General features: G+C 67.4%; 15 protein-coding genes. 8 read left to right on the top strand and 7 right to left on the bottom strand.

Annotation, left to right across the window (positions count from 1 at the left end; translation table 11 throughout):
* Nucleotides 1-40: 40 nt before the first annotated feature.
* Together ATC04_RS01300 and ATC04_RS01295 are read right to left on the bottom strand one after the other, a co-directional pair.
* Nucleotides 41-1,156, bottom strand: coding sequence for a PrpF domain-containing protein (locus tag ATC04_RS01300; protein ID WP_047120460.1), 1,116 nt, complete (start codon nt 1,154-1,156; stop codon nt 41-43).
* A 70-nt stretch (nt 1,157-1,226) separates the two neighbouring features.
* The gene (locus ATC04_RS01295) at nt 1,227-2,207 is read right to left on the bottom strand and encodes an alpha/beta hydrolase (protein ID WP_047120461.1); all 981 of its coding nucleotides are present in this window, start codon (nt 2,205-2,207) and stop codon (nt 1,227-1,229) included.
* 227 nt (nt 2,208-2,434) lie between these two features.
* Between ATC04_RS01295 and ATC04_RS01290 the strand changes: the two genes are divergently transcribed.
* Entirely contained in the window at nt 2,435-3,022 is a 588-nt protein-coding gene (locus ATC04_RS01290; protein ID WP_047120462.1) for a TetR/AcrR family transcriptional regulator, read from the top strand.
* Here the strand turns inward: ATC04_RS01290 and ATC04_RS01285 are convergent.
* Nucleotides 3,019-3,447 carry a hypothetical protein gene (locus tag ATC04_RS01285; protein WP_052772546.1) on the bottom strand — a complete coding sequence of 143 codons (429 nt, stop codon included), beginning with the start codon at nt 3,445-3,447 and terminating at the stop codon, nt 3,019-3,021. The genes ATC04_RS01290 and ATC04_RS01285 overlap by 4 nt on opposite strands.
* A 2-nt stretch (nt 3,448-3,449) precedes the next feature.
* Nucleotides 3,450-3,800 (bottom strand): metalloregulator ArsR/SmtB family transcription factor, encoded by a 351-nt coding sequence (locus ATC04_RS01280; protein ID WP_047120463.1) that lies wholly within the window; start codon nt 3,798-3,800, stop codon nt 3,450-3,452.
* Nucleotides 3,801-3,898: 98 nt separating this feature from the next.
* Between ATC04_RS01280 and arsB the strand changes: the two genes are divergently transcribed.
* From arsB to ATC04_RS01255, 5 genes are all read left to right on the top strand, one after another.
* On the top strand, nt 3,899-4,984 hold the full coding sequence (arsB, locus tag ATC04_RS01275) for an ACR3 family arsenite efflux transporter (protein ID WP_047120464.1): 1,086 nt from the start codon (nt 3,899-3,901) through the stop codon (nt 4,982-4,984).
* A 3-nt stretch (nt 4,985-4,987) separates the two neighbouring features.
* Nucleotides 4,988-5,395 carry an arsenate reductase ArsC gene (locus ATC04_RS01270; protein ID WP_047120465.1) on the top strand — a complete coding sequence of 136 codons (408 nt, stop codon included), beginning with the start codon at nt 4,988-4,990 and terminating at the stop codon, nt 5,393-5,395.
* Nucleotides 5,396-5,403: 8 nt separating this feature from the next.
* Entirely contained in the window at nt 5,404-6,828 is a 1,425-nt protein-coding gene (locus ATC04_RS01265) for an FAD-dependent oxidoreductase (RefSeq protein WP_047120466.1), read from the top strand.
* A 250-nt stretch (nt 6,829-7,078) separates the two neighbouring features.
* A complete protein-coding gene (locus ATC04_RS01260) occupies nt 7,079-8,734 on the top strand; it encodes an AMP-binding protein (RefSeq protein ID WP_047120467.1) in 1,656 nt (551 codons plus the stop codon).
* Nucleotides 8,727-9,407: an enoyl-CoA hydratase/isomerase family protein gene (locus ATC04_RS01255; RefSeq protein WP_047120468.1), complete on the top strand. Its 681-nt coding sequence runs from the start codon at nt 8,727-8,729 to the stop codon at nt 9,405-9,407. Before ATC04_RS01260 ends, ATC04_RS01255 begins: the two co-directional genes overlap by 8 nt.
* A 190-nt stretch (nt 9,408-9,597) precedes the next feature.
* Here ATC04_RS01255 and ATC04_RS01250 read toward each other — a convergent pair whose 3' ends face one another.
* The gene (locus ATC04_RS01250) at nt 9,598-11,154 is read right to left on the bottom strand and encodes an FAD-dependent oxidoreductase (protein WP_047120469.1); all 1,557 of its coding nucleotides are present in this window, start codon (nt 11,152-11,154) and stop codon (nt 9,598-9,600) included.
* 253 nt (nt 11,155-11,407) lie between these two features.
* On the opposite strand from ATC04_RS01250, the gene ATC04_RS01245 reads away from it, so the two are divergent.
* Nucleotides 11,408-12,448, top strand: a complete 1,041-nt coding sequence (locus tag ATC04_RS01245; RefSeq protein WP_152666914.1) for a hypothetical protein — start codon at nt 11,408-11,410, stop codon at nt 12,446-12,448.
* Nucleotides 12,448-12,720, top strand: coding sequence for a hypothetical protein (locus ATC04_RS01240; RefSeq protein WP_047120471.1), 273 nt, complete (start codon nt 12,448-12,450; stop codon nt 12,718-12,720). Before ATC04_RS01245 ends, ATC04_RS01240 begins: the two co-directional genes overlap by 1 nt.
* Before the next feature lie 644 nt (nt 12,721-13,364).
* On the opposite strand, the gene ATC04_RS01230 is transcribed toward ATC04_RS01240, so the two are convergent.
* Nucleotides 13,365-14,420 carry a ferredoxin--NADP reductase gene (locus ATC04_RS01230; protein WP_047120473.1) on the bottom strand — a complete coding sequence of 352 codons (1,056 nt, stop codon included), beginning with the start codon at nt 14,418-14,420 and terminating at the stop codon, nt 13,365-13,367.
* On the bottom strand, nt 14,417-15,319 hold the full coding sequence (locus tag ATC04_RS01225) for an alpha/beta fold hydrolase (protein ID WP_047120474.1): 903 nt from the start codon (nt 15,317-15,319) through the stop codon (nt 14,417-14,419). Before ATC04_RS01225 ends, ATC04_RS01230 begins: the two co-directional genes overlap by 4 nt.
* Nucleotides 15,320-15,530 lie beyond the last annotated feature (211 nt).

Here is a 15,530-nt window from a genome sequence, read left to right as displayed (position 1 = left end):
CCGTCCGCTCTGAAAGCATCGTGCGGCTGCCGCGGGATTCCTACCGCGGCAGCTGCACGAAGCCCTTCATCAAGACCCTCGCGGTGCGCAGCAGCGAGGTGTGCGCCAGCTTTCCCGCGTTGTCGAAGTGCGCGGCGGCGGACACCGAGCCCGACGGCGTGCCCAGGCGGATGACCTCGCCCTGCCGGCCGCTGGCCAGCGCGGCAGGGATGCTGCCGGGAACCTGCGCCGCGGCCGCCAAGCACATGGCCCCGGTGCCCGGAACCGCCTTGTGCGTCTGCCCCATGGAAATCACCCGGATCACCAGATCCGACTCCGCGGCATCGCTCAGCGTCCCGTCCAGCAGCATCGCGGGAGCGGGAGCCGCGGCGAGCACGATCTTCGGCATCACCAACGCGGCATCTTCAGACGTCGCGCACAGCCCCATGGCCGCGGAGCCGGCCCGGCGGATCTTCTCCAGCAGTTCCATCACCGGTTTGTTCGCGTCGATCTGCTCCGGGCTTTCGGTGCCTTCCAACCCCAGCCGGGACGCCTCGATGACCACCGTGGGCAGCGCGGCGTCGACCAGGGTGACAGGGTAGTCGTGCCCCTCGACGCGCAGCGTATCCACCGGGTTGCCGGTGGGCAGCAGCCCCGCGCTGCGGCTTCCCGCCGGGTCGGGGTAGCTCAGTTCAATGGGCGCGGCGGTGCCGTGCACCCCGGGCAGCGACAGCTTCCCGCCTACCGCGGCGCGCCCTTCAATGACGGTCAGGACCACCCGGACGATTTTCGCGGTGTTCGTGTTGTACAGCGTGAATTCCCGCCGACCGTCCGGGGCCTGGACCAGCCCTGCTTCCAGGGCGAAGGGAACCACGCCGGAGGACAAGTTGCCGCAGTTCCCGGCGTAGTCCGTTTCACCGGTATCCACCGCGACCTGCCCGAAGGTGTAGTCCAGGTCCACGCCTTCGCGCTGCGAGCGGGAAGCCACCATGACCTTGGACAGCGAGGAGATCCCGCCGCCCAGGCCATCCAGCTGGCGGCCGAAGCGGTCCGGGGAGCCCAGCGCCTCGGCGAAGACCCGGTTCCGGTCGGATTCATCCTCCGGAAGCCAGTCCTGAGCGAAAAACAGGCCCTTGCTGGTTCCGCCGCGGACGAATGCCGCCTCAATCCACTGCACGCAAACTCCTCATTGCCGTCCTCGCAGACCGCAATGCGGCCCCTGCGGCAATTCTAGGTGCGCTTCAGCCTCAGGCGTTCACCCGGTCCATGTCGTGCAGGAATTCAAGGAACTTGTCGGTGACCTGCGCTGCGCGCTCCATGGCGATCAGGTAGCCGCCCCCGGGCACGGTCTGCACCGAGCGCACGTCCTCGTGCTGTGCGTCGAGCTGCGCCTGGATGCCGTCGCCGTACTGCTCGGCCAGCTGCAGGTCGGTCTCCGAGCCAAGGAAGTAGTACGGGACATTGGTGCGTCCGGCCGCGCGGGCATTGCGGTATTCCCAGTTCAGGTCAGCCACGCGGTACCAGTTGATGCCGCCGCCGAAGCCGCTGCGGGAGAAGTCGCTGACATAGGTTTCCAGTTCCCATTCATCCAGCCAGGACCAGGGCAGGGCCGGCGGCTGCGGCAGCGCCTGGCGGTAAGCGGTTCCCGGCGGGTTGGCGTACACCGCGCCGAAGTCGCCGTCGGTGGAGAGCACGTGGAAGATCTTGGAGATGATCTCGCGCGGGTTCGCGTCGTAGTCGGCGCGGGCGCCCTGCGGATCCACGTGGTAGTAGGCCATGTGGTTGAAGGCTTCCTTGCCGCGCTCGATTTCGGTGAGCGAAGGCAGCGCGTCGTAGTGCGGCAGCCCGGCGTATTGCAGGCCGATCAGCGCGCGCACGCGTTCGGGGTGTTCGGCGGCCAGGTCGTAGGCGGCGAACATGCCGTAGTCGATGCCGGAGACCACCGCTTGTTCCTCCCCCAGGTGGTCCAGCAGGCCCACCAGGTCCGCGGTGATGACATCGGCCCGGTACGCCGCAAGCTCTTCGGGCGCCTCGGTCTGGCCCATGCCGCGCAGATCCGGAGCCACCACGCGGTAGCCGGCCTCGGCGAGCGCGGTGATCTGGTGCCGCCAGCTGAACCAGGTGTGCGGGAAACCATGCAGCAGGAGAACCAGCGGGCCCTGCCCTTCTTCCACGTAGTGCATCTGGATGCCGTTGATCCGGGCGTAGTGGTGGGTCCAGTTCCTCATGGGCTGCTCCTTCGGGGAAAGAAATCGACGGCGGTTACTTCGCGCCGCCCACCATTACATCCCGGCGCCATGGCGGGCCGAGCGATGCATCCCGGTGGCCGGGACGCGCCCCACGCCAATAACGAGCGCTTGGTTAGTTGTTAGGATGGAATTCGACTCCGCAGCGCCCGGCGCGCGGCGAATACCCGGAACCTCCTGCACCTGCACCTTCTGCGAAAGAGCGACATATGGCTGAAAAGACCGCCCCGGCCCGACGGACTGTCATCCTCGACAACGCTGCCCGGCTCTTCGCCGAGCAGGGCATCGGCGGCACCTCGGTGCGCGAAATCTCCGCCTCGGTGGGCATGCTCTCGGGCAGCCTCTACCACCACTTCGCTTCCAAGGACGAAATGGTCGAGGAGATCCTGACCGAGTTCCTCGAGGAGCTGCAGGGCCGCTACCGCAGCGTCACCGATTCGGGCACCGAACCGCGCGAGGCGCTGAACCAGCTGATCCGCATCACCCTGGAAATCATCCGCGACTTCCCGTACGCCACGCAGATCTACCAGAACGAGGTCGCGTACATCCAGAAGCTGCCCAAGTCCACCGGTGCGCGCGCCATCAGCAGCGACATCGCCAAGCTCTGGGTGGAAGTCATCGAGCAGGGCATCGCCTCCGGCGTGTTCAAGAAGGACCTGGATGCCCACGTGGTGCACCGCCTGGTCCGCGACGCCCTGTGGCTGACCGCCCGCTGGTTCTCCCCGTCCAAGAAGTACACGCTGGACCAGCTGACCAAGGACTGCAGCGCGCTGTTCCTCGACGGAATCGTGGCCTAGGTGTGCGTTGCTGCGCCCGGCTCCAGGCGCAGCTCGTACAGGACCGTGTCGATCCACCGGCCCGACAGGGGGCCTGCCGGCGCTTGGGCACTGCGCTCCCGGTAGCCCAGCACTCCGGGCAGGGCGGTGCCCACGCCCAGGCCCGCCTGCGCGGCGTCGACGTATACTGAATGCTCGATCACGCCACGATAGGACCGGCGTGCGGACACCGGCGACGCGGCAATCCAGCCGATCACGGTGCTGTCCCGGTGGACCGCGGCCAGACCCAGCTGCGCAATTTTTCGCGCCGAGAAGTCCTCCCGGGAAGGGACGGCGCTCTCGAAGGTGGCCAGTCCGCCTGCGACGCCTTGGCGGTAGATGCGCTCCACGCCCGGCCACTGCCCAGCGGCCATCGGGCGCAGCTGAACACCGGCGGGCGGCTTCACGCTCAAAGTTCCGAGATCAGCTCGGCGGCCTTGTCCAATGACTCCGGAACCAGGGTGTAATAGGCCCAGGTCCCGCGCTTCTCGCGGGCGAGCAGCCCGGAATCCACCAGGATCTTCAGGTGGTGCGAGACCGTGGGCTGGCCCAGCTGCAGCGGTTCGGTCAGATCGCACACGCACGTGCCGTCCGAGGGCCCGTGCTTGACGATGGACAGCAGCCGCAGGCGGTTCGGGTCGGCAATCGCCTTCAGCAGCCGCGCGGTTTCACGTGCCGCGGCTTCGGCCAGGGCCGGCGCGGCACAGGTGGCACAGCAGGCCGCGCTCGCGGCGTCATCCGCCACCGGGGTTGCCGTCATTCGGAGCACCTACCTAAATTGACATTCTTCGATGCAAGTCATCATACTCGAACCGGAAACCTATATCGATGAACATCAATATTACCTAAGGATGCTTCGTGCCACCAACGACAACTCCCGCTGCGCGCCGGGCTCCGGGGAAGCTCTCCACCCTGGACCGCTACCTAGCGGTCTGGATCCTGCTGGCCATGACACTGGGCCTCGGCCTGGGCCGGCTGGTCCCGCAGCTCGGCCAGATCGTGGATTCCGTCCAGGTCGCCGGCGTCTCGCTGCCCATCGCGCTGGGACTGCTGGTCATGATGTACCCGGTCCTTGCCAAGGTCCGCTACAACGAAACCGGGCGCGTGCTGGCCGACAAGAAGCTGATGATCACCTCGCTGGTGCTCAACTGGTTGCTGGCGCCGGCCTTCATGTTCCTGCTGGCCTGGCTGTTCCTCCCCGACCTGCCCGAATACCGCACCGGGCTGATCATCGTGGGACTGGCCCGCTGCATCGCCATGGTGATGATCTGGAATGACCTGGCCTGCGGCGACCGCGAGGCCGCCGCCGTGCTCGTGGCGGTCAACGCGATCTTCCAGGTCGTGGCCTTCGGCGCCCTGGGCTGGTTCTACCTGCAGGTCCTCCCCGCCTGGCTGGGCCTGCCGACCACTAGCGCGGAATTCTCCGTCGGCGCGATCACGCTCTCCGTCCTGGTGTTCCTCGGCATCCCGCTGCTGGCAGGATTCCTCACCCGCACCGTGGGCGAAAGGGCCAAGGGCCGCGACTGGTACGAGGGCGCCTTCCTTCCCAAGATCGGCCCGTGGGCGCTGTACGGGCTGCTGTTCACCATCGTGCTGCTCTTCGCGCTGCAGGGGGACGCGATCATCAGCAACCCCTGGGACGTGGCCCGCATGGCCCTGCCGCTGCTGATCTACTTCGTTGTGGTGTTCGGCGCCGGGATGCTGATCGGACGCGCCCTGAAGCTGGGCTACGAGCGCACCACCACCCTGGCCTTCACCGCCGCCGGCAACAACTTCGAGCTGGCCATTGCGGTCGCCATCGCCACCTTCGGCGCCACCAGCGGCCAGGCCCTGGCCGGGGTGGTCGGCCCGCTGATCGAGGTGCCGATCCTCGTGGCGCTGGTCTACGTGGCGCTCTGGTCGCGCAAATTCTTCCCCGCCGCATCTTCGCCGCTGAAAGGCTGACCCATGAATACCAAGCCCTCGGTGCTGTTCGTCTGCGTCCACAACGCGGGACGCTCCCAAATGGCCGCCGCCTACCTGCAGCACCTGGCCGAAGGCCGGATCGAAGTCCGCTCGGCAGGTTCGGCCCCGGCCGACCAGGTGAACCCGGCCGCCGTCCAGGCCATGCAGGAAGAGGGCATCGACCTTTCCTCCCAAACCCCGAAGATCCTCACCACGGCGGCCGTGCAGGCCTCCGACGTCGTCATCACCATGGGCTGCGGGGACACCTGCCCCATCTTCCCCGGCAAACGCTACGAGGACTGGACGCTGGATGATCCAGCAGGCCAGGGCATCGAGCCGGTGCGCAAGATCCGCGACGAGATCCGCACCCGCATCGAACATCTCATCAGCGAACTTCTCCCACAGCGTTAGGAACCCCCGTGAACAACAGCCATCCCATCGTGATCATTGGCGCAGGTCCCATCGGACTGGCCGCCGCCGCGCACCTCAGCGAGCGCGGAGAGCAGTTCCTGGTCCTCGAAGCAGGCGAAGCTGCCGGGGCGTCCATGCATGAATGGGCGCACATCAAGCTGTTCTCCCCGTGGAAATTCAATGTCGACGCGGCCGCCCGGCGGCTGCTGGAAACACCGGCGGGAAGCTGCCTGGGCGACTGGGACATGCCGCGGGAAACCTCCCTGCCCACCGGCGGCGAACTGGTGGAGCACTATCTGTTGCCGCTGGCCGCGCACCCCGCCCTGGCACCCTCGATCCGCTATCTGCACCGCGTCATCGGCGTTTCGCGCGTCTTAGACGACGGGATCGGCCTGGACAAGACCCGCACGGCAGGTCGCGACCAGGCGCTGTTCCTTGTCCGCACCCAGTCCCCCGAAGGCATCCGTGACGTCACCGCCCGTGCGGTGATCGACGCCTCCGGCACCTGGAATACCTCCAATCCCGTCGGACGCGCGGGGCTCGAAGCCCCGGGCGAGGCAGAAGCCCGCTCCCGCGGCGCCATCACCTCGCCGCTGCCCGATCCGCTGGGCGCGGACCGGGACGCCTTCGCAGGCAAAACGCTGCTGGTGCTCGGCGCCGGGCATTCGGCGGCGAACACCCTGATTTCCTTGGGCCGGCTGAAGAGCGCCCAGGCGGACACGAAGATCATGTGGGGACTGCGCGGAACCGCCAACCCGGTCAAGCTCTACGGCGGAGGCGCGGCGGACCAGCTCCCGGCCCGCGGGCAGCTGGGCACCAGCCTGCGCCGCCTGGTCGATACCGGGCAGGTCGACCTCATTGAAAACCTCTCCATCGTGCGCCTGGAAAACGGCGAGCGCACCCTGGTCGTGGGCGCCGACGGGCGGGAACTGCACGTGGACTACATCGTTCCGGCCACCGGCTTCCGCCCGGATCTGTCGATCCTCTCCGAGCTGCGCCTGGAGATGGACCCCGCGGTGGAAGCCCCGCGCGAACTCGGGCCGCTGATCGATCCGGAGTTCCACAGCTGCGGCACCGTCAGCGCGCACGGGGAGCGCGTGCTGTCCCACCCGGAGCCGAACTTCTACATTGCCGGCATGAAGAGCTACGGCCGCGCCCCGACCTTCCTGATGGCCACCGGCTACGAACAAATCCGGTCCATCGCCGCCCATCTGGCCGGCGACCTGCAGGCCGCCGCGAGCGTCCAGCTCTCCTTGCCGGAGACCGGGGTCTGCTCCACGGATCTCGGCGGATCCTGCGATGCCCCGGCCCAGGACGCCTCGGGCTGCGAAACTGGCCAGCCGGAGCCCGAATCCTGCTGCGCGTCGCCGCAACCGGTCACCTTGGGTTTCCCGACCGGCACCCTCCACGGAAACAAGGGCCTGGTGAAGTAGGTCCGCTCTCCGAAGCTCCGCTGGATGAACCATCGGCCGGCATTGCTTGCACAGCCGGACCGCGGTTTGCCCGACTCCCGCCCACCGGGACAGCTCCCGCGTTGCATTCCCAACCTCAGTAGCCTCAAACTATTTCCCCCGCGCACGCCCCGACAGGCTTGCCCGGGGTGAAGTTCCAGCTGGATTACGCCAATACAGAGCGTCCCAACAGTTGAGGACGGTGCTGCGAAAAGACAAGGGAGCCACGTGCATGCAGAGCCATGAGCAACCGCAAACCATCCCCGCCCTGGTGGCCTACGCCGCCGAGCATTTCACCGACCGGGAAGCACTGGTCGACGGGCCGGTGCGCCTGAGCTTCGCCGAGCTGGCCGAGCAGGTCCGCCGGACCTCCGCGGCGCTGATCGCCAGCGGCGTGAAACACGGGGACAAGGTCGCCATCTGGGCGCCGAACACCGCACGCTGGGTGATCGCCGCGCTCGCGGCCACCAGCGTGGGAGCGGCCATGGTTCCGCTGAACTCGCGCTACCGCGGCATCGAGGCGCACCAGATCCTCTCCCGGGCCGAGGCCCGGGTCCTGTTCGTGGCCGAAGGCTTCCTGGACACCTCCTACACCCGGCTGCTCGTCGAGGGCGCCGCACAGCTCGGCTACACCGACGAGGCCCACGTGGTCCCGGGCCTGCCGAAGCTGAAAACCCTTGTCAGCCTGCCAGCTGGGGAGTCCGGCGCCCCGGTGGACACCGCGGTGCTCCCGCTGTCCGGCTGGGACGACTTCCTGGCGGCCGGCCTCGGCGCGGACCCGGCCCTGGTGGCCGAACGCGCCGCGCAGGTTACCGCGGAGGACATCGCGGATGTCATCTTCACCTCCGGCACCACCGGGCGCAGCAAGGGCGTCATTTCCGCGCACCGCCAGTCCCTGGGCGTCAGCTACGCCTGGGCCGACCACGCGCAGATCACCGAAGAGGACCGCTACCTGGTGGTCAGCCCGTTCTCCCACACCTTCGGCTACAAGGTCGGCATCCTGGTCTGCCTGGCCACCGGCGCGGCCATCTACCCCATGGCGACCTTCGACCTGGATGAAACGGTCCGCCTGCTGCGCGAGGAGAAGATCAGCGTGATCCCCGGCGCCCCGACCATCCACCAGTCGATCCTCGACCACCCGAACTTCCCTGCCGCCGAGGAAACCAACTGGCGCCTGGCCGTGCTCGGCTCCGCCATGGTCCCGGACCGGCTGCTTGAGCGCCTGCGCACCGAGGCCAGGGTCCAGCAGCTGACCACCGCCTACGGGCTGAGCGAGGCCGTGGTGGTCACCATGTGCCGTCCGGGCGACAGCGCGCACACCGTCACCAGCACCGCAGGCCGGCCCACCGCCGGCTTCGAGGTGCGTGTCGTGGACACCGCCGGACGCAACGTCCCGGCGGGCACCGCCGGCGAAGTCCTGGTCCGCGGCGAGAACGTCATGCTCGGCTACCTGGACGACCCGGAAGCCACCGCCAAGGCCATCGACGCCGATGGCTGGCTGCACACCGGGGACATGGGCAAGCTCAACGAGGACGGCTACCTGAGCATCGTGGACCGCATCAAGGACATGTTCACCGTAGGCGGGTTCAACGTCTACCCGGCCGAGGTGGAGAACACCATCGGATCGCTGGACGGGGTCTCCGCCTGCGCAGTGCTCCCCCAGCCCGACGACCGCATGGGCGAGGTCGCGCACGCGGTGGTCGAGGTGCTGCCGGGCTCGCAGCTCACCGAGCAGGACGTGATCACCCACTGCCGCAAATGGCTGGCCAACTACAAGGTGCCGCGCAGCGTGGAAATCACCGCCCAGCTGCCGCGCAACGCGGCCGGCAAGATCCTCAAGCGCAGCATCCGCCCGCTCGCACCGGCCTCGGCAGGTGCCCGTGCCTAGCTTGCGACTCATTGGCACCACCGCCGTGCTGGATCTGGGTGCGGATCAGAACCGCCAGGGCGTCATCTGGCTGCAGGAAGTCAACGACCTGCTCGATGAGGTCCTCGCCTCACCGGCCACCTCGCTGGTGACCACCGGCACGGGAAAGTTCTATTCCAACGGCCTGGACGTGGCCGAGGCCGAGGGCCCGGTGGAACTCGACCCGGACTACGTCCGCCAGCTGCAGGCGGTGTACCGGCGCGTGCTGACGCTGCCCATGCCCACCGCGGCGGCCGTCAACGGCCACGCCTTCGGCGGCGGGGCGCTGCTGGCCATGGCCCACGACTACCGGGTGATGCGCACCGAGCGCGGCTTCTTCTGCTTCCCCGAAGTGAACATCGGCATCGCCTTCACCGAAGGCATGGCCGCCCTGGTGCAGTCCAAGCTCAGCGCGGCGCAGGCGCGCGACGCCATGCTGACCGGGCGCCGCTTCGACGGCGACCAGGCCGCGGCCGCCGGACTGGTGGACGAGGCAGTACCGGTGGATCAGCTTGTCGAACGAGCTGTCCAGCTGGCCTCCGCCCACGTACCGGCCCACCCCCAGACGCTGGGCGCCGTCAAGGAAATCATGTACGCCGACGCGGCGTCCGCGCTGGAACGTGGGCACCGCCCCGCCGGAGCGCTGGCGGGCTAACGCAGCCAGCCGCCTGAACGGGCGCGAGGAGGACCGGAATCCACAGGGATTCCGGCCCTCTTCGTTGGTGCGCCCGCCGCCGTTGCACCGGCCAGGTGGCGCATTCGACAGGCATGCCGAAGGCCGGGGTCGGCGGGAACACCATGCTGTTCCCGCCGGCCCCGGCCCTCATGCTGCACGGTTCCGGAGGCTAGCCGACCTGCGCCTGGACCGGTGCCTTCAGGGTCTGGGCTGCGCGGTAGGCGAAGACCATACCCGAACCCAGCGGGGTACCCGGACCCGGGTAGAAGCCGCCGGAGAAGGATGCGCTGGTGTTGCCCACCGCGTACAGGCCCTCAATGGCGGTGCCGTCCTCGCGCAGCACGCGGGCGTCCACGTCGGTGCGCAGGCCGCCCTTGGTGCCCAGATCGCTCAGGACCATGCGGGCGGCGTAGAACGGCGCCTGGTCCACAGGGATCAGGGTCGGGCCCGGACCGTATTCAGGATCCGCGAAGAACTGGTCGTAGGGGTTCTCGCCGCGGTGGAAGTCCTCGTCCACGCCGGTGACGGTGAAGCCGTTGAAGCGCTCGATGCTTGCCTGCAGCGCGTCGGCCGGCAGGCCGGTGGCGGCAGCTAGCTCTTCCAGGGTGTCGGCCTTGACCCAGGTGCCGGCGTCCAGGTGCTCCTGCGGGGTGGTGTTGAACGGGCGCATAATGCCCGGCAGTTCGCCGCCGAAGCGGGAGTCGAAGATGAACCAGGACGGGATGCGCTCAGGCGCGGCGGCCAGCACGCGGCCCATCTGGTCGTAGGGCAGGCACTCGTTGGCGAAACGCTTTCCGTTGGCATCCAGCCACACGCCGCCGCGGAAGCCCAGCGCGAAGGCCGCGTTGCCCTTCGGCTGTGCGGCGCCCGGGCACCACCAAGCCTGGTGCAGCTGCTCCACCGCGCCGCCGGCCTTCTGGCCGGCGCGGATGGCGGTGCCGATGTTGGCGCCTGCCGGAGCCATGGTCCAGCCCGAGCTGCCCGGGGTGCCGTTCACGGTACGCAGGTCCTGGTTGGCTTCGAAGCCGCCGGCACCCAGGATGACGCCCTCGGTGGCGCGGATGCGGCGGGTGCCCTCGGCGTTCTTGACGATCGCGCCGGTCACGCGGCCGTCCTCGGAGACCACGTCCACCAGTTCGGTCTCCAGCTGGATGGTGCCGTTGCCGGTGTTGGTCAGCGCCAGCAGCAGGCGGCCAATCAGCGCCTGGCCTGCGGTCAGCGGTCCGTCGGGATGCGGCTGGTTGTAGCGGTCGTATTCGACCAGCGGACGCACCAGATCGGCGAGCTCGCCGATTTCCTCGCGCGGCAGGTCCACCGGCATCATGGAGCGGCCCAGCGGCTTGCTCTCATGGGCGTTGAAGTAGTCCGGGAATGCGGTCCAGTAGAACTCGATGGCAGGATCCGACTCGAAGAATTCAACCAGTTCCGGGGCGGTGTCCACAAACGCCTCGCGGCGTTCAACCTCGTGGTCACCCATGACGGCCTGCAGGTAGGCCTTGGCGGACTCGCCGGAGTCCTCGACATCCGCGCGCTGCTGCACTTGGGTGCCCGGCAGCCAGCAGGAGGCGCCGGAGTAGGCCGAAGCGCCGCCCAGAAGGTTGGTCTTTTCCACGAGCAGGGTCTTCAGGCCGCGCCGTGCCGCCGTGTAGGCGCCGGCCAAGGCCGCAGCGCCGGAGCCGACAACTACGACCTCGTATTCATCGTCCCAAACCTGATTGTTGGACATAGTTTCTCCTTTGTCGTCCACATGGGTGTGAGCGCTACCCAATCAGACCCGGCAGGATGCGCGGATGGCGCATCCCATCCAGTAGGACAATTCGGGACAAACCCAAGCCGGCGGTTTTTGTGACGTCCCGCACACCGGGATTCACCGTTTCCAAAACGGAAATTTATGGCTAGATATAGATTTACGCCTTCTCCGGGACCAGGTCTCCGGAGGAGCGTCTCCAGGTCAGGTGTGACGAAGGAATGGGATGCACATGGTTCGGGTCGATCCGCAGCCGCTTGGCGATCAGCCGCCGAACGCTGTTCCCGCGCGCTACGCGCGAGGCTGGCACTGCCTTGGCCTGTCCCACAGATTCCGCGACGGCGGCGCGCACCGCCTCGCCGCCTTCGGCGCAACCCTGCGGGTGCAGGCCGATGGCCAAGACCAGTTGGCGGCCCGGCTGGAGACCGAACAGTCCCCGCAGGAGCTTTCCTGCCTTGAGCAGGACGGCCTGTTCTACGTGTGGCACGACCCGCAGGGCAATCCGCCGCCGCAGAACCTGGCGATCCCCCGCCTGCGCAGCGGTACTGGCGCGGAGGATGACGAGGACCTTGAATGGTCGGCTTGGGCGTGGAAGGAAACCACCCTGGCCGCCAGCACCGGCCAGGTCATGGAGCACGTGGTGCATCTGGCCGATTCGCCCCACGTCACCAAGGGCGAGCAGCTGTACTTCAAGAACGTTTTCGAAGGACAGCTGGCCACCCAGTACTTCGAGGGGCCGCTGCACCACAGCTACCAGCTGAAGGATCCGGCGCCCAACGCCGCGGCGATCCAGCTGGCGGACTCGGTGGCCAGCTACTACGGGCCGGCCGTCATGATTGCGCAGCTGGACTATGTGATGGAAGACCGCAATCTCGATGCCATCGTGCTCACCGCGCACTACCCCATCGATGAACAGCACCTGGTGCTGATGACCGGGGTTATGGTCCGCACCGAGCAGCCTCCGGCCCCTGAATTGAAGACCGCCGCCGCCGGGCACGCCACGCAGATCCTGCGCTCCATCACCGGGGCCGTGCGCGCGCAGCTGGACGACGCAGCCGCAACGGGCTGCCGGGCCGCACGCGGGGCTAGCAGCCCCGTCGCGGCACTGCACCGCTGGTATTCCCAGTTCTTCGTCGACGAGCAGGATGTCTCCCCGCAGATGACCGAGCGCTTCGAATACGAGGTGGACACCACCATGCCGATGGACCTGTGGACCAGGTCCTCGGCCCGCAACCTGATCCTCCGCCGAGTCAACGGAAAGCAGCTGGCGTAATGTCGAACCTCGAGCAAGAAAAAGACGCCGCAGTGCAGCAGGTGCGCTGCATCGAATGCCTGGCCAAGGTTCAGGTGCGCAAGAGCGCGTGGGAGCAGACCAGCGTCCAGTGGAACGACGAGGCGCTGGACCTGTGCCGCGAGCGCCCCGCCCGCTCTACGGGCAACCTGCCGCGTGACCAGTTCGTGGGCTGCGAGACCCTGCGCGCGGCGGTGCGCGATGAGACGGTGCAAGGCCACCTCAAGCTCGCAGATCGGGCCGCGGCTTCCTGACCGGGCCCGGCTGCCGCGGTTGCCGGGGGATGCCCCGGCCTGCGCCTGCGGGCTCACTGTAGCCCGAAGTCATACCACCAGCTCCAGTGCCGCCTTCTGCCTGGCGACGGGTCGCGGTTCCCTCCCCTGGCGAGCCACTGCGCCGGAGTGCAGCGCTGCCCTCCTGCCACCAGTTCCGTATTCTCCGATGTGAAGAACCCTTCGGTTGCCTGCGGATGGATTCCCACCGGGAGTTGCGCCATCACGTAGGAGAGCCCCGGCTGCGCTGCAGCGCCTAACCGCGGCCAGGCCAAGCAGCTCGGCTGTTTCCCGGGCCGAGAGGGTGGAGTTCAAGAATTGGGCGCGAGCGACGACATTCCTTGCAGATGCCCGCGCAACGTCGAGTTTTATGCCGCGAAGCCCCTCATCCCGAACTTTCCGCTCCTCACGGTCAAACCCTGCGGTGTCGATGCGACCCCCGAGGGTCCCGGCATCATCACGAATCTTCTTTTCGACCGCATACAGCGCGTGGGGCATCGAGGTCATTGGAACCCTCCACTTGCATGCCCTGCACAACAGCGGGGAATGTTGCGGGAATCCCGATAGAAGAATTTCAGCCAAAAACAGCAGATGCCCCGCCATTGGCGGGGCATCTGATGGTGGTTCTAGCCTTCGTAGGTGATCTTCACCTTCGGGCTCAGCGCCTTGGCCTGGCAGGCCAGGATCAGGCCCTCTTCCAGGTCCTGCGGTTCGAGCACCTCGTTGCGCTCCATCTCCACTTCGCCTTCCAGCACGATGCAGGTGCAAGCGCTGCAGGCGCCCTCGCGGCAGGAGAACGGGGCGTCGATTCCCGCGTTGAGCAGGACGTCGAGCAGCTTGTTGCCGGCAGGCCAGGCAACGTTGCTGGTCTTGCCATCCAGTTCCACCTCGACCTCGGCCGTTTCGCCATCGGCATCCACCACCAGCGGATCCACCGGGGCGAACGGGTTCGCCTCCAGCGAGTTGAAGCGCTCGATGTGGATGCGCTCCGGGGCGGCGCCCAGGTTCTGCAGCACTGTCTCGATGCAGTCCATGAACGGGCCCGGGCCGCAGATGAACGCTTCGCGCTGCGCGTAGGGCTTGGCCAGCGCGGTCATCGAGGCGAGGTCAGGGATGCCCTGGACGCTCTCCAGCCAGTGGATCACGTGCAGGCGGCCCGAGTAGGCCTTGGTCAGCGCGACCAGCTCGTCCTTGAAGATCACGTTCTGCTCGTCGCGGTTTGCGTAGATCAGGGTGATCGACCCGGTGCCGGCGATCAGCGCGGACTTCAGGATGGAGAGCACCGGGGTCACGCCGCTGCCTGCAGCGAACAGCAGGAAGTCGGTGTCCAGGGAGGACGGGACGAAGGTTCCGGCAGGCTTGAGCACCTCAAGCACGTGGCCGGCTTCCACGTTGTCACAGATCCAGTTCGAGGCGTACCCGTCGCGAGTGCGCTTGATGGTGACCTTCAGGCGTTCGTCCTGCTCCGGGGAGCTGCACAGCGAATAGCAGCGCGCGGCGTCCTGGTCGCGGTCGCTGGGGATGCGCAGGGTCAGGAACTGGCCCGGGCGGTAGCGGAAGCTGTCGGCCTGCTCGGCCGCAGGCTCCAGCACCAGGGTGTGGGCGTCGTGGGTTTCCTTGATGACCTCGACGACGCGGGTTTGCAGCGCGGTGATCCGCGGGGTGCTGACGATGCTGGTCATGACGTGCTCTCCTCACGGTTCAGGAATTCAACGACAACGCTTTCGAAGGCGGCCTTCTGCTCGATCATGGCCCAGTGCCCGCACTTCGGGAACACGTGCAGTTCCACGTCCGGGATGGTGCGCATCGGGATCAGCGAGGCGTCCATCGGGGTGACGCGGTCATCGCGGCCCCACAGGATCAAGGTCTTGGCCTTGACCTTGTGCAGCATGGACCATGCCGGCGGATCATCGGATTCGGCCTGGGCGGCGATCTGCGCCTTCATGGCGGCGGAGCTGTACATGCGGCGCGCGCTTTCCAAGGTCTTCGGCTCGGTGGCCAGGGCCCAGCGCTTCTCGATCAGTTCCTCGGTGACGGTTTCCTCGTCGAACACCATGGAGCGCAGCCACTGGATCAGCCGCTCGCGGGTCGGGTCCTCGGTGAAGGCGATCAGCAGGTTGATTCCCTCGGCGGGGAACGGCGCGAAGGCATTCAGGCCCAGGCCGCCCACGGTCACCAGGCGGCGCACGCGCTCGGGGTGGCTCATGGAGAACAGGGTGCCGACCATGCCGCCCATGGAGTTGCCGATGATGTCGACCTTGTCCAGGCCCAGCCCGTCCAGCAGGTCGATGACCGCCTGGCTGGCCGCCGGCATGGGGTGCTTGTCGGTGGGGTCACTGACGCCGAAGCCCGGGAATTCAATCACGTAGCAGTGGAAGTGCTCGGCGAAGGCCGGCAGCACGTCGCCGAAGTTCTGCCATCCGCTGACGCCCGGTCCCGATCCATGCAGGAACACCAGGGGGCGGCCCTGGCCGGCTTCCCAGTAGCGCAGCGTTCCCTGCTCGGTGGGCAGTTCACGCAGGATTGCGTCGGCGCCGGCTGCAGGCGATCCGCCCGGCGCATTGCGAAGTTCCGTAGTCATCTGATTGGCTCCTCGATCTGCGGATACAAATTGGTCTTTGGTGAACCTTATTGCGGTGGAGCGAGCCAAAACAGGGCGGATCCCGATGACCGGGATGCCGCATTCCAGCCCGGGAAATCGAGTCGAAATCGACAATCCCGATGGCTGAGACATAGGTCACGTTAAGCCGATTCTTTGCCTAGATTTTAGCCAGCAGCAAAGTTTGACGAGC

This window comes from Arthrobacter sp. YC-RL1 (assembly GCF_001454985.1).
In the GTDB taxonomy this organism is placed as follows: domain Bacteria; phylum Actinomycetota; class Actinomycetes; order Actinomycetales; family Micrococcaceae; genus Glutamicibacter; species Glutamicibacter soli.
Note: the sequence above shows the minus strand (reverse complement) of the source record. Positions and strands in the feature narration are given on the sequence as shown.